Origin of the sequence: Staphylococcus arlettae, from assembly GCF_002902345.1 — a bacterium.
GTDB classification, from domain to species: domain Bacteria; phylum Bacillota; class Bacilli; order Staphylococcales; family Staphylococcaceae; genus Staphylococcus; species Staphylococcus arlettae.
In genome coordinates, this window is the sequence record NZ_PPQB01000029.1 from 51,489 (window position 1) to 72,526 (window position 21,038).

The 21,038-nt window shown below is 32.9% G+C and carries 20 protein-coding genes and 1 tRNA gene; 14 read left to right on the forward strand and 7 right to left on the reverse strand.

What is annotated here, in order from left to right:
* Window positions 1-6 precede the first annotated feature (6 nt).
* The 5 genes from CD036_RS12425 (at window position 7) to glmM (ending at window position 4,548) form a co-directional block, all read left to right on the forward strand.
* Window positions 7-79: transfer RNA gene (locus CD036_RS12425), tRNA-Lys, on the forward strand.
* A gap of 232 nt (window positions 80-311) precedes the next feature.
* The gene (gene rocF / locus CD036_RS12430) at window positions 312-1,214 is read left to right on the forward strand and encodes an arginase (protein ID WP_103388800.1); all 903 of its coding nucleotides are present in this window, start codon (window positions 312-314) and stop codon (window positions 1,212-1,214) included.
* Between the two features lie 210 nt (window positions 1,215-1,424).
* Entirely contained in the window at window positions 1,425-2,231 is an 807-nt protein-coding gene (cdaA, locus tag CD036_RS12435; RefSeq protein ID WP_002510344.1) for a diadenylate cyclase CdaA, read from the forward strand.
* A 1-nt stretch (window position 2,232) separates the two neighbouring features.
* Window positions 2,233-3,165 (forward strand): CdaR family protein, encoded by a 933-nt coding sequence (locus tag CD036_RS12440; protein ID WP_002510345.1) that lies wholly within the window; start codon window positions 2,233-2,235, stop codon window positions 3,163-3,165.
* 30 nt (window positions 3,166-3,195) lie between these two features.
* The gene (gene glmM / locus CD036_RS12445; protein ID WP_002510346.1) at window positions 3,196-4,548 is read left to right on the forward strand and encodes a phosphoglucosamine mutase; all 1,353 of its coding nucleotides are present in this window, start codon (window positions 3,196-3,198) and stop codon (window positions 4,546-4,548) included.
* 92 nt (window positions 4,549-4,640) lie between these two features.
* Here glmM and CD036_RS12450 read toward each other — a convergent pair whose 3' ends face one another.
* Genes CD036_RS12450 through CD036_RS12465 form a run of 4 tightly spaced genes read right to left on the reverse strand, consistent with a single transcriptional unit; the run spans window position 4,641 to window position 9,779 of the window.
* On the reverse strand, window positions 4,641-5,744 hold the full coding sequence (locus CD036_RS12450) for a mannitol-1-phosphate 5-dehydrogenase (protein WP_103388801.1): 1,104 nt from the start codon (window positions 5,742-5,744) through the stop codon (window positions 4,641-4,643).
* Window positions 5,744-6,178, reverse strand: a complete 435-nt coding sequence (locus tag CD036_RS12455) for a PTS mannitol transporter subunit IIA (protein ID WP_002510348.1) — start codon at window positions 6,176-6,178, stop codon at window positions 5,744-5,746. The genes CD036_RS12450 and CD036_RS12455 overlap by 1 nt, the downstream gene beginning before the upstream one ends.
* Window positions 6,171-8,225, reverse strand: a complete 2,055-nt coding sequence (locus CD036_RS12460) for a BglG family transcription antiterminator (protein WP_103388802.1) — start codon at window positions 8,223-8,225, stop codon at window positions 6,171-6,173. Before CD036_RS12460 ends, CD036_RS12455 begins: the two co-directional genes overlap by 8 nt.
* Before the next feature lie 27 nt (window positions 8,226-8,252).
* Window positions 8,253-9,779: a PTS mannitol transporter subunit IIBC gene (locus CD036_RS12465; protein WP_002510350.1), complete on the reverse strand. Its 1,527-nt coding sequence runs from the start codon at window positions 9,777-9,779 to the stop codon at window positions 8,253-8,255.
* A 610-nt stretch (window positions 9,780-10,389) separates the two neighbouring features.
* Here CD036_RS12465 and glmS point away from each other — a divergent pair.
* From glmS to CD036_RS12485, 4 genes are all read left to right on the forward strand, one after another.
* Window positions 10,390-12,195: a glutamine--fructose-6-phosphate transaminase (isomerizing) gene (gene glmS, locus CD036_RS12470; RefSeq protein ID WP_002510351.1), complete on the forward strand. Its 1,806-nt coding sequence runs from the start codon at window positions 10,390-10,392 to the stop codon at window positions 12,193-12,195.
* Between the two features lie 120 nt (window positions 12,196-12,315).
* Window positions 12,316-12,666: a DUF2200 domain-containing protein gene (locus CD036_RS12475; protein ID WP_002510352.1), complete on the forward strand. Its 351-nt coding sequence runs from the start codon at window positions 12,316-12,318 to the stop codon at window positions 12,664-12,666.
* A gap of 43 nt (window positions 12,667-12,709) precedes the next feature.
* Window positions 12,710-13,492, forward strand: a complete 783-nt coding sequence (locus CD036_RS12480; protein WP_103388803.1) for an ABC transporter ATP-binding protein — start codon at window positions 12,710-12,712, stop codon at window positions 13,490-13,492.
* A gap of 21 nt (window positions 13,493-13,513) precedes the next feature.
* A complete protein-coding gene (locus CD036_RS12485) occupies window positions 13,514-14,371 on the forward strand; it encodes an HAD family hydrolase (RefSeq protein WP_021459013.1) in 858 nt (285 codons plus the stop codon).
* Between the two features lie 145 nt (window positions 14,372-14,516).
* Here CD036_RS12485 and CD036_RS12490 read toward each other — a convergent pair whose 3' ends face one another.
* On the reverse strand, window positions 14,517-15,599 hold the full coding sequence (locus tag CD036_RS12490; RefSeq protein WP_103388804.1) for a hypothetical protein: 1,083 nt from the start codon (window positions 15,597-15,599) through the stop codon (window positions 14,517-14,519).
* 130 nt (window positions 15,600-15,729) lie between these two features.
* Here CD036_RS12490 and CD036_RS12495 point away from each other — a divergent pair, with 130 nt between their 5' ends.
* A complete protein-coding gene (locus CD036_RS12495) occupies window positions 15,730-16,461 on the forward strand; it encodes a metallophosphoesterase family protein (RefSeq protein ID WP_002510356.1) in 732 nt (243 codons plus the stop codon).
* 66 nt (window positions 16,462-16,527) lie between these two features.
* Here the strand turns inward: CD036_RS12495 and czrB are convergent, their stop codons facing one another.
* Complete coding sequence (gene czrB, locus CD036_RS12500; protein WP_103388805.1) at window positions 16,528-17,454, reverse strand: CDF family zinc efflux transporter CzrB; 927 nt, start codon at window positions 17,452-17,454, stop codon at window positions 16,528-16,530.
* Between the two features lie 18 nt (window positions 17,455-17,472).
* A complete protein-coding gene (locus CD036_RS12505) occupies window positions 17,473-17,778 on the reverse strand; it encodes an ArsR/SmtB family transcription factor (RefSeq protein WP_103388806.1) in 306 nt (101 codons plus the stop codon).
* Window positions 17,779-17,926: 148 nt separating this feature from the next.
* On the opposite strand from CD036_RS12505, the gene CD036_RS12510 reads away from it, so the two are divergent.
* The 4 genes from CD036_RS12510 to CD036_RS12525 all read left to right on the forward strand — a co-directional run bounded on the left by CD036_RS12510 (window position 17,927) and on the right by CD036_RS12525 (window position 21,030).
* Window positions 17,927-18,580 carry an SDR family oxidoreductase gene (locus CD036_RS12510; RefSeq protein WP_002510359.1) on the forward strand — a complete coding sequence of 218 codons (654 nt, stop codon included), beginning with the start codon at window positions 17,927-17,929 and terminating at the stop codon, window positions 18,578-18,580.
* 163 nt (window positions 18,581-18,743) lie between these two features.
* Window positions 18,744-19,448, forward strand: coding sequence for a FadR/GntR family transcriptional regulator (locus CD036_RS12515; protein WP_021459011.1), 705 nt, complete (start codon window positions 18,744-18,746; stop codon window positions 19,446-19,448).
* Window positions 19,449-19,838: 390 nt separating this feature from the next.
* On the forward strand, window positions 19,839-20,777 hold the full coding sequence (locus CD036_RS12520; protein ID WP_103388807.1) for a type I phosphomannose isomerase catalytic subunit: 939 nt from the start codon (window positions 19,839-19,841) through the stop codon (window positions 20,775-20,777).
* A gap of 19 nt (window positions 20,778-20,796) precedes the next feature.
* Complete coding sequence (locus CD036_RS12525) at window positions 20,797-21,030, forward strand: hypothetical protein (protein WP_103388808.1); 234 nt, start codon at window positions 20,797-20,799, stop codon at window positions 21,028-21,030.
* The last annotated feature ends 8 nt before the right edge of the window (window positions 21,031-21,038 follow it).

Here is a 21,038-nt window from a genome sequence, read left to right on the forward strand (position 1 = left end):
CCATTAGAGCCATTAGCTCAGTTGGTAGAGCATCTGACTTTTAATCAGAGGGTCAGAGGTTCGAATCCTCTATGGCTCACTATTGAAGAAGTACTTTCATAAGAAAGTACTTCTTTTTTTATGAAATTTTATATACATTTTTTTTGATAAAATATACATGAATGTTGTATATAATGAATGTTAAATCAAAATTATGATTTTATATGTATTTTGCCTGTCATGTCGGGCTTTCTCAGTACTAAGAAAACTTGAAAGATAGTTAATGATAACGTATTCTTATATTAAATTCTTTACAAAGGGGTTATGAGAATATGAAGAACATACATATTATTGGAGCACCATCTACATTTGGACAAAGAAAATTAGGGGTGAACTTTGGACCGGATGCTTTGAGATATGCTGGACTAGTAGAGCGACTTAAAAATATAGGTCATTCAGTAGAAGATAAAGGAGATATTGCCGTTCCTGCTGTTGACGTTGAAAAATTCAAAGGTAAACAAGAAGGATTACGCAATTTAAATGAAATTATTGAGGTTTCTGAAAATTTAAGTAATGCAGTTTCTAGCAGTATAAAAAATCAAGCTTTTCCACTTATCATTGGTGGGGATCATTCTATTGCTATTGGTTCTATATCAGGGGTTAGTCAACATTATGAAAATTTGGGTATTATATGGTACGATGCCCATGGTGATTTAAATATTCCTGAAGAATCTCCATCAGGGAATATCCACGGTATGCCTTTAAGGGTATTGCTAGGGGATGGCGATAAACAATTAGTGAATATCTCTGGTTATGCACCTAAAGTGAAACCTGAAAATATTGTATTAATAGGTATGAGAGACTTAGATGTTGGTGAGCGTGACTTTATCAGAGAAAATAATATCAAAACTTATACTATGGCTGATATTGATAGAAACGGTATTAAGCAAGTAATGGAAGAATCAGTATCTTATCTAAAAGACAAAACAGATGGAATTCACCTGTCACTAGATGTTGATGCACTTGATCCAGTGGAAACACCTGGTACAGGTACTAAGGTATTAGGTGGACTTACATACAGAGAAAGCCATTTTGCTTTAGAAATGCTGCACAATACTAATTTGATTACATCAATGGATGTTGTAGAAGTAAATCCATTAATTGATCAAAACAATCACACAGCTGAACAAGCTGTCTGTTTAATGGGTAGTTTCTTCGGAGAAACTTTATTATAGTAAGTGCAAAAGACGTTTATGATGAATCAACTTTTCATCATAAACGTCTTTTATTGTTATCTTATTAAGGGTATAAATAATAAGATATAATTTTGATAAATAATTAATTTAATGTCAAAGTTATTTATATAATGAACAGGCATGATATGACAGGCTAAGCGAAGATTGGTATAATACATATTATGGGATTAGAATACCGGAGGAGATGTTATGGATTTATCCAGCTTATTTGATAATTGGAACACTGTTAAAATAATAACAAGTGTACTAGACTTACTAATCGTATGGTACGTACTTTATCTTCTCATTACAGTATTTAAAGGTACAAAGGCCATTCAATTATTAAAAGGAATTATCGTAATAGTAATCGGACAACAAATAAGTAAAATGTTGAGCTTAACGGCAACATCGCGCTTGTTCGATATAGTTATTCAATGGGGGGTATTAGCATTAATTGTTATCTTCCAACCAGAAATTAGAAGAGCTTTGGAGCAGCTAGGCCGAGGTAGTTTATTTAAGCGCTATGGTAGTAATATTAACAGTGATGAAAATAAACTCATAGTAGCTGTATCAAAAGCAGTGCAATATATGGCAAAAAGACGTATTGGTGCTTTAATTGTTTTTGAAAAAAATACTGGTTTACAAGATTATATAGAAACTGGTATTCCAATGAATTCCAATATTTCTCAAGAATTGTTAACAAATGTTTTCATTCCAAATACACCGTTGCATGATGGTGCTATGATTATTCAAGAAAATAAAATCGCCAGTGCGGCATGCTATTTGCCTCTATCAGACAGTGCTAAAATTGCTAAAAGCCTAGGTACGCGACATAGAGCAGCTGTTGGTATATCAGAAGTATCAGATGCGTTTACTGTTATTGTATCCGAAGAAACAGGATCTATTTCAGTAACATTTGATGGCAAATTACGTAAAGATATATCCACTGAAGCATTTGAAGAATTATTGGCAGAACATTGGTTTGGTTCACACTTACAACAGAAAGGTGTGAAATAATATGTTGGAAAGTAAATGGGGTTTACGCTTAATTGCTTTAGCTCTCGCTGTGTTTTTCTTTTTATCTGCAAATAATGTGTTTGGAAATATGTTTAATGCAGACAAATTTAGTCAAAAGACAACAGAGACACTTCAAGATGTTCCAGTGGAAGTAAAATATAATAGTAATAAATTATATGCTAGTAAAGTACCTGAAACAGTTGATGTAGAAATATCTGGTCCACAGTCGCAAATTTTAAAAGCTGAAAATGGACAAAATATCAAAGTAACACTTGATTTAAACAGTGAAAAATCTGGACGACATACAACACAGTTTAAAGTTCATGGCTTAAACAAAGATATAGATTATGATGTGAAGCCTAAAGAGGCTACTGTTAACTTAGAAGAAAAAGTAACGAAAAACTTAAAAGTTGAGCCAGATGTAAGTAGTAATGATGTCGATGCAGATTATAAAGTGAGTGAACAATCTGTTTCGCCTGATACTGTGAAAGTAACAGGAGGACAAGATCAAATTGATAAAATTGCGTACTTGAAAGCAACGTATAAAAATAATAGTAAAATTAGTAAAGATACAACTGATGTTGCCAAAATCACAGCATTTGATAGAAACTTAAATAAATTAGATGTTTCTATTCAGCCAGAAGAAGTGAACTTAAGTGCTAAAGTAGAGCCATACAGTAAAAAGGTGAAAATTAAGACTAAAACAACTGGCAGTTTAGCAAATGGCAAAGAAATAGATGACATCGAATTAAGTGATAAAGAAGTAGAGGTTTTTGGTAACAGAAAAGAACTTGAAGATGTAGATGAGATAAAAGGTGAAATAGACTTAGATAATATATCAGAAACAACAGACAAGTCAGTACAGCTGGATGTTCCGGATGAAGTATCTAAAGTAGAACCTAATGACACTACTGCAAAAGTTATAGTTAAATAATATAATTATAGAGCAAAAGGAGAAATAAAAATGGCAAAATATTTTGGTACAGATGGAGTTAGAGGGATAGCAAATAAAGAGCTAACTCCTGAACTCGCATTTAAATTAGGGCGTTACGGTGGCTATGTTTTAGCCCATAATCAAGGGAAAAATCACCCTAAAGTATTAGTTGGAAGAGATACACGAGTATCGGGACAAATGCTTGAATCAGCATTAATCGCTGGTATGATTTCAATTGGTGCAGAAGTAATGCGATTAGGTGTAATTTCAACTCCAGGTGTTGCTTATTTAACTAAGGCAATGGAAGCAGAGTTGGGTGTTATGATTTCCGCTTCCCATAATCCAGTTGCAGATAATGGTATTAAATTCTTTGGTTCAGATGGTTTTAAATTATCAGATGAGCAAGAACAAGAAATTGAAACACTTTTAGACCAAGAAAATCCGGATCTGCCAAGACCAGTAGGTGATGCCATTGTGCATTATTCTGATTACTTTGAAGGCGCTCAAAAATATATAAGTTACTTAAAATCTACAATTGATGTTGATTTAGATGGTATGAAGATAGCATTAGACGGTGCACATGGATCTACTTCATCATTAGCACCATTTTTATTCGGTGATTTAGAAGCTGATACAGTAACTATTGGTTGTAATCCAGATGGTTATAACATAAATGAACAAGTAGGCTCAACTCATCCAGAAACATTGGCTAAAACCGTAGTTGAATCAGAAGCAGATTTCGGATTAGCTTTTGATGGCGATGGTGATAGACTTATTGCTGTTGATGAAAATGGAGATATTGTAGATGGAGACCAAATCATGTTTATCATAGGTCAAGAAATGGCTAAAAATCATGAGTTAAATGATAACATGATTGTATCTACTGTAATGAGTAACTTAGGCTTTTATAAAGCGCTAGATGAAGCTGGAATTAAATCTAATAAAACAAAAGTTGGAGATCGTTATGTTGTAGAAGAAATGCGTAGAGGTAATTATAACTTAGGTGGCGAGCAATCCGGACATATTGTTATGATGGATTACAATACTACAGGAGATGGATTACTGACAGGCGTACATCTTGCGGCTACAATTAAACTTACTGGTAAAAAATTAAGTCAACTTGCAGCTCAAATGAAAAAATATCCACAATCATTAGTAAATGTACGCGTTACAGATAAATATAGAGTAGAAGAAAATATAGACGTTCAGGAAATTATGACTAAAGTAGAAGTTGAAATGAATGGCGAGGGTAGAATCTTAGTGCGACCTTCAGGTACAGAACCATTAGTACGTGTTATGGTAGAAGCTGCGACAGATGAAGATGCCCAACGTTTTGCTAAAACTATTGCGGATGTTGTACAAGAAAAAATGGGCTTGGATTAAGATTTATAATATAGTAAAAGGATGGGACACGATTTGTGTCTCATCCTTTTTTTGAACTGAAAATTTACGATAACTCATTATTGATACTGAAGTTATAATTGATTGTAAGCTGTTATAATCTCAGTAGTTAAGTGATCATCTGTTTTAGCATACGTTTTCAAGAAACCATCTAATCCGTGAGTATCGATATATTTATTTTTTTCAACTGTTTCTTGATCGTTAACGTCATCGTATTTTAATAATAATGCAGCTAACTTAGTTAAATTGTCGTGTGGCAGATTGTGATTATAAAGATATGTCAGTGGTTTGATAATTCTATCTTTTGGCCCAATCTTTCTAAGAGTACCACGACCTACTCGAGTTACTTCATCTGATAGATTAGGATTTTCAAAACGACCGATGATTTTATCGACATATTGTGCTTGTGCTTGTTCATTGAAGTTGAATTCTTTAGTAATATAAGCACTTGTTTCTTTTAATACCGCATGTAAACCATCTTTAATTTGTGAGTTTTTAATAGCTTCTAGTATTGTAGGTAATTGTTGATAAGCACCTGCGTATGCTAAGAAAGCATGGCCAGTGTTAACTGTTAGTAACTTACGTTCAATGTAAGGTGTTAAATCATCAACATATTTAATATGGTTCAATTCTGGACCATGCCATGCGTCTTTTTCGACCACCCATTCGAAAAATGGTTCAACTACAACATCTAAAATATTGTCATTTGTTTGAATAGGTACTATACGATCTACTGCAGAGTTAGCAAAATGAATATGATCACCTAATGGACCAGTAATATCTAATATTGCTTCTTTTAATGTATTCGTAGCCATGATAGCATTCTCACACGCAACGATATTGACATGATTTTGTTTTTCTTTTAAATAAGGTGCAAAACTTTTTGCGATGATAGGTAAAATATTGACACCAACTGCAGTTGTAATTATATCAGCTTCTAATACAGCTTGCTTTAATTCCTCAGAAGGTTGTCCTGAGTTAATTGCATCAACGTTATGAACATGAGTTGTTGTTTTAGCTTCATCAGCTAAAATAACATCGTATTCATGTTGTTGATCTAAGGCGTCAATAATTTCTGCATTAACATCGGCAAAAGTAACTTTAACCTGATTATCGGCAAGAATATAACCGATAAATCCTCGTCCAATGTTACCTGCTCCAAAGTGTAATGCTTTCATTATGCTTCAGCCTCCTCAAATACTTGTTTGATTTCTTCAGCAGAAGAAGCATTAACGATACGGTCAACATTTTCTTCTTCACTAAATGTGATTGCAATTTTAGATAGTAAATCTAAATGTTCACCATCTTTACCAGCGATACCTACAACAACTTTTACCTCTTCGCCATCCCAGTCAATGCCGTTTGGAATTTGTAGTAAAGTTAAACCAGATTTTAAAACACTTGTTTTGGCTTCGTCAGTACCATGTGGAATAGCTAAGCCATTACCCATAAATGTTGAAACAACTTCTTCACGGTCTTTCATAGCTTGAATATATGCATCGGTAACTGCACCACTTGACACTAATGCTTGGCCAGCTTGTTCAATGGCTTCATTACGGTTGCTCACAGTTGCGTTTAAAAAAATGTTTTCGTTACTAAATAATTCAGTCATAATTATCCACTCCATCTTGTAATTTATTTTGTAATTCTTGTAAATAGCTTTGTTTCACCAATTCCCGAATGCGTTCGGGATATAACATAAGTGTTTCCAATTCAGTTAAATGATTTGCAAAGGCACTAGAGAAGCGGCTAATAATTTCAGCGCTAAAGTCATCCTCTGGTGCAAACATAGCAAGTAAATACTGAATAGTGTGTTTGTCATTTTGATCATCAATAACTTCCATTGGCTGATTTAATATTGTAACTAATATATATGGACGCAAAATCAATCGATGTTTTAAATGAGGTATAGCGATTGGATAGGGGTCCAAAATATAATTTTGTGTCAATGAACGTTGTTGAAGTTCATCAGCGAATGACTGTACATCGTTTATAATTTGTTGTTGATATAAATGTGTCGTTAAATAATCATTTATTTCTGCAACATCTGTATATTCAATATTTACATTATCAATTAAAGTTAAACCATTGCGTATATAACGCAAAGTATCATCTTGATGTTGAATACTTATGTTGATATTAGATTCAAGTTCAGACGATTGTTGTGACTGTGTTTGTTGTAGTTTCATGAAAGATGCGACATGATTAATATCTGTATCTGGTAACAACGGATTGACAGTTATATAAGGTGCGAAAATATCTAAATCAACCGTTGATACTATTGCTGCATAACGTTGTAAATCTAAATCAACTAAATCACCGACTGACGCTTGTGTCGTACTAGTGATATCTGGAAATGATTGTTGCAAGCGTGCAGCTAAAATTTGACTTGTACCAATTCCGCTACTACATACCACTAACACATGAAAATCTGTAGTAGCTTTCTTATTAATTGCACCTCCAAAATGAAGCACAATAAAGCCTATTTCACTATCAGGAAATTGCAGTTTAGGCCATACCATATAAAGTGCTTTCTTTACACTAGCAAATAATAAAGGATAATCTTTCTTGATCATGTCAGTTAAAGGATTATATGTCTCAATATTCGCTTTAAGACGATTTATTGCTGGAATGATATGCAATTTAAGTCCTTCAATTAATGTTGCAGTATTATCAAATGAAATTTGCGAGATGCGTGATACTTGTGTAATAAAAGTATCAATTGGGAACTGTTCACTTTCATCACTACTATCTACTTGATTAGAATCTTTACGCTTTGCGCCACGTAAATGTATAGTAATAAAACCAATCTCTGCTTGATTAAACGCTACGCCATAAATATGTTCCAAATGTAAACTTAAAGCAGTAGCTATTTCATGTTCAAATGTATGACGAATGTCATTATATAATTCATCGTTTAATGAAACATAATCACCATTCAACATACGATCAATACTTAATACAATATGAACAGTTAATGTAAGGTAGCTTGATTCTGTTAGGGTGTAGGGTAAGCGACCTAAATGGTCCATAAGAATACGTTCTACTTGGAATATTTTATCCATGTCTACCATGTTTAATTGATTTTGGTTAATAGATTGATAGACAAAATGATTTTCAATGACTGAATAAACACTAGTACTATTTAAATTATTAACCATGAGTTGACTTAAGAGTTCTCTTTTTTTGGATTCAGGACCTTTTAAATAGATACCTTCTCCTCTTTTTTTCTGTAGTACCAGTTGATACTGTAATAATTCTTCAGTTAAGTCATCTAACAATTTAGTCAATGTTTGGATAGAGACACCAATTTCATGTGCTAAACTATATTGCTTTATAGATTCTTTTGATTGAATCAAAGCATAAAGTATAATGACCTTTTGTTCTTCTACTGATAAATCAACAGTGGTATGTTGTTGAATATATCGTTTTAAATGTTCGATTTGAATAGTATTCCCTAATAATTGCAAACCTTTTTTATTAACGCGTTCTAAAGTGATATTGAAGTTGGCCAATGCGCTTTCAATTGATTTTAACTCTCTATGAACAGTACGAGAGGACACTGCTAGATGTTGAGCAATATCGTAAATTGTTACATATTGACCATGGTATTTAATTAACATGGCAATAATTTCTTTTTCACGAGTACTTAACAACATAGTCGTGTCCTCCTTTGTCTGTTTATATTAATTTTCTTCTTGATTTAAGTTTGCTAGTAATTCGTCATATCTAGGGGAATTTAAGAAATTATCAACTGAGATATGAATAGCATTTGGTACTTGTTTGATTGCACGGTCAGTTAATTTTTTCTGAGTAATGACAAGTTGTGCATCAGATGGTAATTGATTAATTGCCGTATTAGTTACGTTAACGTCTTTAATATTTGCTTTTTTAAATTTATTACGTAACATACTAGCTCCCATCGCACTTGAACCCATACCTGCATCACAAGCAAATATGACATGATTTACTTTACTATAATCATGAGCGTCTACATTTTCCGTATCATAATTATCTAATAAATCACCATCGTCGTCAGCTTCACTATTTTCTTGTTCACTAGCGTCAGTTGTTGCAGCACTTTCACTACTTGCTAATTTAGAAGATACACTAGATTTTTTACCTTTAGTTTCTTCCATTTTGGCAGTAGCTGCTTCAAGATCTTGTTTAGGTTCTTTTGTGAATTTTAAAATAATAGCTGATACTAAGAATGACACTAAAGTCGCTAAAACGACACCTATAATCATGTATAGTAATTCACCTTTAGGAGAATTTAAAACATAGACTATAAATGACCCTGGAGATGCTGGGCTTTTGAATCCAAAATCAAATAATGAGTAAGTTGCTACACCTGTCATACCACCTAAAATAACTGCGATGAATAATAACGGTCTCATTAAAACGTAAGGGAAATAAATTTCATGAATACCACCAAAGAAGTGGATAATTCCTGCACCGTAAGACGTTGCTTTAGCAGTGCCTTTACCAAAAATCATATATGCTAATAACACACCAAGTCCTGGCCCAGGATTTGATTCAATAGTATATAGGATTGATTGACCTGCTGAAGCTGATTGGTCTGCACCTAATGGTGTAAATACACCGTGATTAATTGCATTGTTTAAGAAAACAATTTTTGCAGGTTCAACAATGATACTTACTAATGGTAAAACGTGAGCATGAACTAATGCTTCTACTGCTACTGATAAAATATGCATTATAAACTGCATAATAGGAGCTAATATTTTAAATCCTACTATTGTCATGATGAAACCTAGAATACCAGAAGAGAAATTATTGAATAACATTTCAAAACCTTGTGGCGTTCTAGGCTGAATGAATTCATCGGTTTTTTTCATGAGCCAACCAACAAGTGGCCCCATAATCATAGCGCCTAGCAACATTGGTGTATCTGGTAATGCAACAATTACACCCATTGTTGCTACAGCTGCAATAATACCGCCTCGCATGTCATGGATTAATTTACCACCACTATAAGCGATTAATAATGGAATTAAATACGTAATCATCGGACCAGCTAAGCCGCCCAAATCTTTATTTGGGAACCAACCACCGTCGATAAATATGGCAGCGATAAAACCCCAAGCGATGAATGCACCAATATTAGGCATAATCATACTACTTAAAAATGACCCAAATGCTTGTACTTTACGACCAAGACCCTTCTTTTCTTCAGTCTGAGCTTGAGACATAATATGCACCTCTTTTTCTATAATTTTTATACTTTAATTGTAAGGGTTTTACCACGTTAGCCACAATATAAACTAATTTCAACTTTGGCACACGATTCATGACATAATTGTCATTACCAAAAATAGGTTTCATTGATTTACATCTTAATGAAAAATTTACAATTAATTTACTGAAAGTCATAAAAAGTTTGCCAAAGGATATATATAAGTTGTACAATAGTTTTATTGAGTGGAAGGAGGGCAAAGTGAAAGTAATATCAATTTAAAGCGCCTGTGCAAGTGATGAATAATTAAGTCCAAGATTTAGTGTTTAATCAGAAATACTAATATGTCTTAACTATGAAGCTTGTAGACGAGGAAGATAGTTATCGATTTTTCGGCGGATGCTATCTCGGATGTGGCTCATTCGTTATCTTATTAAGGAAAACACTAGGGCAACCTTGTGCACAAAGTTAATAAGTTAGCCATAAAACAAATAACGAAAACGATTATACTGCAATAGGGGGATTTCTGTACTTTTTTAAGTGATTTATAATAATAAGCATCAATACAGTGAGAGCTATTTTTATACGAGAACCCCCTGTTGCTAGACAACTGGAGGAAATTAAATATGTGCGGAATTGTTGGATATATTGGGCATGATAATGCCAAAGAATTATTATTAAAAGGTTTGGAAAAATTAGAATATAGAGGTTACGATTCAGCTGGTGTAGCTGTTGTGAATGAAGAAGGTACAACAGTATTTAAAGAAAAAGGTCGTATTGCAGAGTTAAGAAAAGTAACTGATAGTGAAAATACAGACGGTAATGTGGGTATTGGTCATACACGTTGGGCAACACATGGCGTACCAAACCATGAAAACTCACATCCTCACCAATCAGCGACTGAACGTTTTACTTTAGTTCACAACGGTGTCATTGAAAACTATGAAGAATTAAAAAATGAATATTTAGCAGATGTAACATTTTTATCTGATACAGATACTGAAGTAATTGTACAATTAGTTGAACATTTCTCAAATCAAGGTTTAGAAACTGAAGCGGCTTTTAGTAAAGTTGTATCTTTATTAGAAGGTTCTTATGCTTTAGGTTTAATCGATAGCCACGATAATGAAACAATTTTTGTAGCTAAAAATAAATCTCCATTATTAATTGGTGTCGGCGATGATTTTAATGTTATTGCGTCAGATGCACTTGCAATGTTAACAGTAACAAATCAATATAAAGAAATTCATGACCATGAAATTGTTATTGTTAAAAGAGATAAAGTAATCATTAAAGATCAAAATGGCCAAGAACAAGAGCGTGCAGCTTATACTGCTGAAATTGATGCAGCAGATGCTGAAAAAGGTGTTTATGATCATTATATGTTGAAAGAAATTCATGAACAACCAGCTGTAATGCGTCGTATCATTCAAGAATATCAAGATGACAATGGTGAATTGAAAATTGATAAAGATATTGTTAAAGATGTAGCACAAGCTGATAGAATTTATGTTATTGCAGCAGGTACAAGTTACCATGCAGGTCTTGTTGGTAAAGAATTCATTGAAAAATGGGCAGGTGTACCAACAGAAGTACATGTAGCGTCAGAATTTGTTTACAACATGCCACTATTATCAGAAAAACCATTATTCATTTACATTTCACAATCTGGTGAAACAGCAGATAGTCGTGCAGTATTAGTAGAAACTAATAAATTAGGACATAAATCATTAACGATAACAAATGTACCTGGCTCAACGTTATCACGTGAAGCAAATCATACATTATTGTTACATGCTGGTCCTGAAATAGCTGTAGCTTCAACTAAGGCATACACAGCACAAATTGCTGTATTATCAATCTTGTCACAAATTGTTGCTAAAGAACATGGTAAAGAATCAGAAATCGATTTATTACGTGAATTAGCAAAAGTAACAACGGCGATCGAGGCAATTGTTGATGATGCTGATGTAATGGAACAAGTAGCGACTGATTACTTAAGAACAACAAGAAATGCTTTCTTTATCGGCCGTACTATTGATTATAATGTTAGTTTAGAAGGCGCGTTGAAACTTAAAGAAATTTCATATATCCAGGCTGAAGGTTTTGCTGGTGGCGAATTGAAACACGGTACAATAGCTCTTATTGAAGATGGTACACCTGTTGTTGCCTTAGCAACTCAAGAGAAGGTAAACTTATCAATTCGTGGTAATGTGAAAGAAGTTGTAGCACGTGGAGCAAATCCATGTATTATTTCAATGGAAGGTCTTAATAAGGACGGAGATACTTATGTCATTCCTCATGTACACGAGTTATTAACTCCATTAGTATCAGTTGTAGCGTTGCAATTAATTTCTTATTATGCAGCATTACACAGAGACTTAGATGTTGATAAACCACGTAACTTAGCAAAATCAGTTACAGTTGAATAATTAATACACATATTAAAGTAGAATCATATGATATTTGTCATATGGTTCTATTTTTATCTGCTATATTAAATGGTAAACTATGGATATTAACTAAAGTTAACGCAAAGTGAGGTGTCGCTAATGTCACAACCAAAAATATATACGATGGCTGTCAATAAAGTGTATCCACATTATGTCACGAAAGTTGAGAAAAAAGGTAGAACGCAAGATGAAGTAGATGAAGTGATCAGTTGGCTAACGGGTTACGATATTAAAACGTTGCATCAACAACTAAATGCTGATGTTGATTTTGAAACATTTTTTGCTGAAGCTCCTCGATTAAATCCATCAAGACGGAACATAACAGGTGTGATATGTGGTGTAAGAGTAGAAAATATGGAAGAAAGCTTAATGAAAGAAATTAGATATTTGGATAAATTAATTGATGATGTGGCTAAAGGTAAGTCGTTGGCTACTATACTTGATAAGTAATATTATTATCTAAGTAAAAACAAGATAGAAAGCGGTGACACGTATGTTGGTTGATTTGGAACACATTGCACGACGTAAACAAGGGAACAATATCTTGTCTGATGTTTCATGGCAAATTCATAAAGGGGAACATTGGATGTTGTATGGTTTAAATGGTGCTGGCAAAACAACTTTGCTTAATATTTTAAATGCTTATGAACCTAATACAGCAGGCAAGATGACATTATTTGGTATGACACCAGGTAAAATTGGTTATTCTGCAGAAAATGTACGTAGTCATATTGGATTTGTATCGCATAGTTTAATGAATCGATTTCAAGATGGGGAGCGAGTACTTGATGTAGTTATCAGTGGAGCTTTTAAATCTATAGGTGTGTTTCAACAACCAACTGAAAGCCATAAGGAAGCTGCGCAAACTTATTTAGCGCAATTAGGTATGACAGAATTTGAACAACAATATTATGGCTATTTATCTACAGGGGAACGTCAGCGCGTATTAATAGCACGTGCTTTAATGGGGAATCCATCGTTACTTGTGCTAGATGAACCTGCTACCGGATTAGATTTTATTGCTAGGGAAAGCTTGCTACAAGCGTTAGAACAAATGTATGTCGATAATCCTGACTTAGCAGTTATTTATGTGACTCATTTTGTTGAAGAAATTACACCACAAATTGATAAGGGCTTATTACTGAAAAATGGCGTTTGCTATAAAGCGGGACCAATAACTGAAATATTGAACGACACTACATTATCGGAATTTTTTAATAAAAATGTTAAAGTAGCTTATCAAAATAATAGATATGCACTTTTTAGTAATGATTAAACAAGAGCTGGAGGATATGAAATGACTAAAGTTAAAGCAATTTTTTTAGATATGGATGGGACAATTTTACATAAAGATAATTTTGTGAGTGATACTACAGTCCGTACTATTGATGCACTAAAAAAACAAGGATATAAAGTGTTTTTAGCAACAGGCAGAGCACATAATGAAATTCATCATTTAGTACCAGAAAATTTTAGTGTAGATGGCATTGTTAGTTCAAATGGGACGCTAGGTATGGTTGATGATAAAGAAGTATTTAAACATAGTTTAACTTTAGCATCAGTCACACAAATTGTTGAAAAAGCACGACAACAAGGTATTTACTATGAGGTATTTCCTTTTGATTCAACACGCGTTATTTTAGCGGAAGACAAACGATGGGCAATGACGATGTTTGAGGCTGATACCCCGCCTGGAAATGTAGGGGAAAGTGAATGGTTTTCAAGAAAAGATGCGATCAAAGACAAGGTAGAATGGGTTACAGAATTGGTAGACCAAAAATTTTCGAAAATTTATTTATTTTCACCTGAATACGATAAAATCACAGCATTTAGAGCAATGTTAGGTGAAGAAAAAGAAAATCTCAGTATTAGTGTGTCAAATTCATCCCGCTTTAATGCAGAAACAATGCCATATAACGTTGATAAAGGTACGGGCATTAAAGAAATGATAGAGTATTTTGGTATTAAACAAAGTGAAACATTAGTAATTGGTGATAGTGATAACGATCGTGCGATGTTTGCATTTGGTCAGCACACCGTCGCAATGAAAAATGCACGCCCAGAAATTCAAGCACTTTGCGATGAAGTGACGTCTTTAACTAATGAAGAAGATGGTGCAGCACATTATTTACAACAAAAGTTTTTAACGTTATAACATAGAGCAAAAGTTAAGACATTGATTTTTATTAAAATAAATAATAACGTTTAAGATAATAAAAATGACTAATCCTTTAAATAAAGGATTAGTCATTTTTTAGGATGACTTTAAATAAGTCTCCTACATTTTAATTACACACTAATTATTCTTTTTTATCTTTGATATCTTTTGTGACATCTTCAGCTTTTGATTGAGTATCAGAAGCTTGTTTTTTTGCGTCATCTTTAATATTTGATGATGCAGTGGTGTCATCAGTTGTTTGTTGTTTTACTTGATTAGTTAAGCTCTTGTCATCACTTTTTTTCTTTTTACTAGATGCTAAGTTAGCAGTTGAACCATCTTCAATATGATATTGGATAATTGCTAACAAGTTAATATAGTAAACAACTAAACGAATAACAATAACTAAAATTGTAATTGCATAAGCTAGCGCTACTGCTACAGTTTGAGATATGCCACCAGTTAAAATATTAACTAATTGACTTATTGGGTTAGCAAATAATATAACAATTAAATTAAGTAATAATAATCCTAAATAAAATTTAAACCAAGTTTTATTACCATTTTTAATTTTTGCAAATCCTTGTTTAACTGATTTCCATGCGCCTAAATTAGGGTTTTTCACAAAGGATAAAGTATAGTTAACGATGATGACAACAAATAGCCAATAAACAAATGATAGGATAAACACTAGAACTGTGGCTGCGATAATTTGTATAGTTAATGAAATACCTAAAGCATTTGATGAGCTACTGATAGGACCTTGTAATGCAGAGAATCCTTTAACTATTAAAAAGTTAAGCAATTTACCTAATAATAAATTTACTAGCATTAATACGATGAAAAATATTAATGTGATTAATCCTAAAATTACAGATTTTAGATATTTACCTTTTTTAAATGTTGAAAAAATATCTGTGAATTTAGTATTTTGCTTTGTTAAAGCTTTATCTATAGTATATAGTACACTTGAAATTAGTGGATAGCCAATGAATAAAAATACTACTAATGGTATGATAATGGCTAATATAATCATAAATATAGATGAACCTATGGGTTGTTGTGTTGCTTGTGCTATCGCAAATTTATAGATAGCTGGTTGAACTGGTAAGACAGCAAGATATGCTAATATCATTGCTATGAGAAAACCTACTATAGTAAACATTAAAATTTTCCCATTTTGTGGTTTGGCATTTCGTATAGCAAGTTTATGAAATTTAAACAAAATTTAAGCACTCCTTTTTAGTGATATAATCACAATATCAAAAAAATGAAATTTTTAAAATTAATAGGTAACAAAACAGGTATAAAATGTTAAAATGTCCTAATGAGAAATAATGAAAGGAGACATCATCATGAAATTTGCAGTTATTACTGATGTACATGGTAATTTTGATGCACTCGAAGCGGTATTAGATGATATTGATAGAAAAGGCGATGTAGATAAAATTTATAATCTTGGAGATAATATTGGTGTGGGTCATGAAACGAATAAAGTTCTAGATTATATTTTTGACAGAGATGACATGGAAATTATTGCCGGCAATCATGATGAAGCGGTTATGTCGTTAGTTAACGATACTCCTTACCCAGAAGATTTAAAAGATAAATTTTTTGAACATCATCAGTGGATTGAAAATCATTTAGATGAAGATTATTATGACAAATTAAATGAATTACCGAGAGTAATAGAGAAAAAATTTGGAAATAAAAAAGTTTTATTTATTCATTATGAAATACCGAATGAGCAGTTGAGTGCACCGATTGATAAACAACCATTCAGTCCAATCACTGAACCTACAGAAGAAGCAATGCAAACGTTATTTAGTGATAAACAAGCTGATTTAATTGTTTTTGGCCATAATCATACAGTTCATTTGTTTGATGACAAAGAAAAGATATATTTTAATCCAGGAGCAGTGGGATTAAACAATGGTGCTCATGCTGTTTATGGATTGGTTACTATTGAAGAGGATGTCATCTCTATTGACCGAGTTAAAGTAGCATATGATAATGAAGAATTTTTACGTGGGTTTGATGAAAAACAAGTACCTGGTAAATCATTAATTTTTGATAAATTTCTATAATATAAAGACACGATAAGTCACACCATATCAATTTATTACGGTGTTTGCTTATCGTGTCTTTTGTAATTAATGCAATGTACATAATGTGTGATCGTCATGCTTATGTTTAGGTGTTTCTAATTGGATAGTCATATGTTGAATATTTAAATGTGCTAGGTTATGTTCAATACGTTGTAAGATATACTCACAGTCATCAATACTTAATTTTGGGGAGACGACTGCATGACAGCTTAATGCATTGATGTCATTAGAAATAGTCCATAAGTGACAATCATGTACTGCGATGATTTCTGGTTCTTCTGTTAATACGCTGATGGCAGTTTCCATATCAATGTTCGACGGTGTACCTTCCATCAATATATTGACAGATGATTTTGTAATACCCCAGCCACTTTTAATAATTAATAACGATACGATAATACTAGCTATTGGATCGGCTAAAGTAAATCCCCAAATCCAAATGATGATAGCAGCAACGATTGCTCCTACAGAACCCAACAGATCTCCTAAGACATGTAAAAAAGCGCCACGCATATTGATATTGTCTTTAGTATCGCCACCTTTAAACATAAGCGTAGCAACTATGACATTAACAATTAAGCCGATAACACTAATTATGAACATTTCTGTGGATTGGACTTCGATTGGGTTAAACATACGTTTTATTGCTTCAATAATAATCATAATACCGATAACAAATAATGTAACACCATTAAACAACGCTGCTAAAATTTCAAAGCGCTTGTAACCAAATGTTTTGTTTAAAGTAGCATGTTTTTCCGCATAAATAAATGCAACTAAGGCTACGCCTAACGATATGGCATCACTAAACATGTGTAACCCATCAGATAGTAAAGCTAAACTATTAGCTACAAACCCACCAATAATTTCTACTACCATAAAGATAGCAATAATTATGAATGAAAATAATAATACTTTTTTGTTATTTGTATGCACATGGCTATGATTGTGGTCGTGATTATGTGAAGACATAAGTCATCCCTCTTTTCATTATTGATGTTCAGCGTGGTGTAATGATTGGTGTAGCAATGTAGTAACATGCGTATCATCAATTGTGTAAATCATTGATTGGCCTTGACGATTAGCTTTGACTAAATGTGCTTCTTTAAGTATACGTAATTGGTGTGAAACATTAGATTGACTTATTTGTAACGTGTGAGAAATATGGCCTACACTGCATTCACCTTGTGATAATAAATTTACTATACGGATTCTAGTACCATCACTTAGTGCTTTAAAAATGGTAGTGACTGTATCAAGAGAGTCTGGAGCTATATCAGTAAAATGTTGAGTCAAACAATCACCTCTTTATATTAATATATGTATTTATATTCATATATTAATATAAAGCGTTACTCATGTCAAAAGTGAGCGTATTAGTTTTGTTTATTAGCAATTGGGTATATTCTGTATATTAATTAGTAAATATGAGGAGGTATATGTAATGAGTACTTTAGTTATCGGTGCTAATGGTGGTGTAGGTAAATATTTGATTCAGCAATTGCAAAATGCAGGTGAAACATTTACTGCTGGTGTTAGAAAAGAAGAACAAATAAATGATTTACAAGGAAAAGGGATAGATGCCAAACTTATCGATGTTGAAAATGATAGTATTGAGACACTGACAGATAAATTTAAAGGATTCGATCAAGTTGTATTTTCAGTAGGTTCTGGTGGTAATACAGGTGCTGATAAAACAATTATTGTCGATTTAGATGGTGCTGTGAAAACTATCGAAGCAAGTAAAGCAAATCATGTGTCAAAATATGTGATGGTATCTACTTATGATTCTAGAAGAGAAGCATTTGATGAGAGTGGCGCATTAAAACCTTATACGATTGCCAAGCACTATGCGGATGAACATTTAAAACGTTCTGGTCTTAACTATGTCATTGTCCATCCAGGTGGTTTACTTGATGAAGCGGGAACAGGTAGAGTTGATGCGGCTGCTTTCTTTGATGGCAAAGGAACTATACCTCGAGAAGATGTTGCCTCTGTAATTAGTCAAGTATTAACAACAACAGGTTTCGATAATTCAGAATTCCAAATTATTAGTGGTACAGAAGAACTAACAACTGCAATTAATAAATTTAAATAATTGAATTGCATGTTAATCATATTTAGTGGGAAAATGAAATCAAATTTAGTTTGATTTGATTATTTTCCCACTCTTTTTTTATTATTATATGGAAGAATTGACTTTCATTAATTATTAGTGCAAATAATTTGATATAATTGTGATATCGTAAGGGGGAGCTACAATGAAGATTTCGAACGTAAAAATTTACGAACAAGTTGCAGATTTGTTATTAGAACAAATTAAAACAGGAGAATATGAAGTTGGCGATAAGTTGCCATCTATACAAAAATTGGCTCAAAATTATGGTGTTAGTGTAGCATCAATAAGAGAAGCATTAAACGCTTTAAGGACTATTGGCGTTATTGAAATTAAACAAGGTTATGGTACTTTTATTAAACAAAAAGAACCTATCTTTTTTGAAATCGGAGAAAAATTCAATTCATTAACACAAGTTGAGGAACTACTAGAGTTGCGTGAGATTATTGAACGTACTACCGTAGGTAAAGCTGCAATTCAACGTTCGGCAACAGATCTAGAAAATATGAAAAAGGCTTTAACAGATATGGGGAAAGCTGTGTCGGATGGTACATCGGGAGAAGCTGCCGATTTGCAATTTCATCTTTCTATTGCTCAAGCCGCAAATAATTCATTATTAGTAGAATTAATGAATAATATTTCAGGTTTAATGCAAGATTCGATGAAAGAGACACGTAAGATTTTTATATATAGTAAGCAAAAAACGATGGAAAAACTTTATGAAGAACATGAAGCGATTTATTTAGCGATTGAGCAACAACAAGAAGAGCAAGCAATCGCAGCGATGGAAGCTCACTTATCAGAAATAAAAGCAACTATTTTACAAAATTTCAAAGAGAAAAAAGAGTAATGTTTTTATATATAGAATGGTTACGTAAGGGTTAGTTCAACGCGATAAGTATTCATTCGACTTGGAGATAAGCAAAGCAATACGTTTGGACATAGCACAATGTATCCCTCGAAGCATCTTAGTATGAAACATTATTATAACTTGATGTTTAATTATTGATAAACAATCAACAGTCTATGCACTTAAAAAGTAGTTATATTTGAATATACTATTATTATCAACTGAGACTTGCTATAATACATAAAGAAATAAATTGAACAATACTCATGTGATAATACGTGATCATTAACTAGTAAAAGTTGAACTATAACAAGCAGTTCCAATGAATATGAGATATGCTAGTGTACTAGTGATTCAAACATGAAAACGAACAATTGTCGGAGGTGTAGTATGCCGTTATTTTTAAAGCCTGTATTCCATTCAAAAGTATGGGGCGGTAACAACTTAGAACGCTATGGATATAATTTACCCAGTGATAATGTTGGGGAGGCATGGGGCATTTCTGCTCATCCAAATGGACGTTGCGAAATTATAAATGGACCATTTAAAGGTCAAACATTAGATAAAGTATGGACAAATAATAAAGAAATGTTTGGTGATTTTCCAAGTGAAGATTTTCCTTTAATGACTAAAATGGTAGATGCACAAGCACCACTTTCAGTACATGTACATCCTGATGACGCCTATGCATATGAGCATGAAAATGGTCAATATGGGAAGTCTGAATGTTGGTATATTGTAGATGCAAAACCAGGTGCAGAAATTATTTATGGTTTAAATGTTAAACCTAAAAATGAAGCACTTAACAAAATAGCAAATGCTGATTTTGATAATCTTTTTAATACGGTGAAAGTCAAACCAGGAGAGTTTTATTTTATACCGGCGGGAACAGTCCATTCAGTAGGGGAAGGTATTATAGTTTATGAGACAATGCAATCCTCAGATGTTTCATATCGCATTTACGATTATGAACGAAATCAACAAGACTACCTTGACCGATCTTTACAATTGGATAAGGCTCAAGATGTTTTAGAGATTAAAGATGACGATTTAAACTTAAGACCTGATACTGAACTGATTGAAAATCATAAACAGGTAAAACTTGTCTCCAATGATTTCTTTACTATTGTCAAATGGCAAATTACAGGGACGTTAAATTACATGAAACCGAGAGAATTTGTATTGGTTTCAATTTTAAAAGGATCAGGCAATGTTATAATTGATGGTGAAGTTTACAGTGTGAACCATGCTGACAATTTTATTTTAACGTCAGATGATTTAGACACTGTATTTGAAGGTGAGCTCGAAGTTATTATTAGTTATATGTAATGAAAGAGGAGGAATATGTTTGTATAAGTTTTTATATATATCACTTATTTGTGGTTTGCTAGCTGGAGCAGGTGTGTTTTTAAATATACCACCGTATCCTTCTCTTATTTTTCCAATGGTTGTAGCATTCTTAGGTATAGTTTGTACAATTGTAACTTTTCCTGAGAAAGACGTGAAAGTAACGCTTAAATTGGGAGGCATACTTATCAACGTTATGCCATTGTTAGGTGCTCTAACACAAATCAATATGTAAAAAACAAT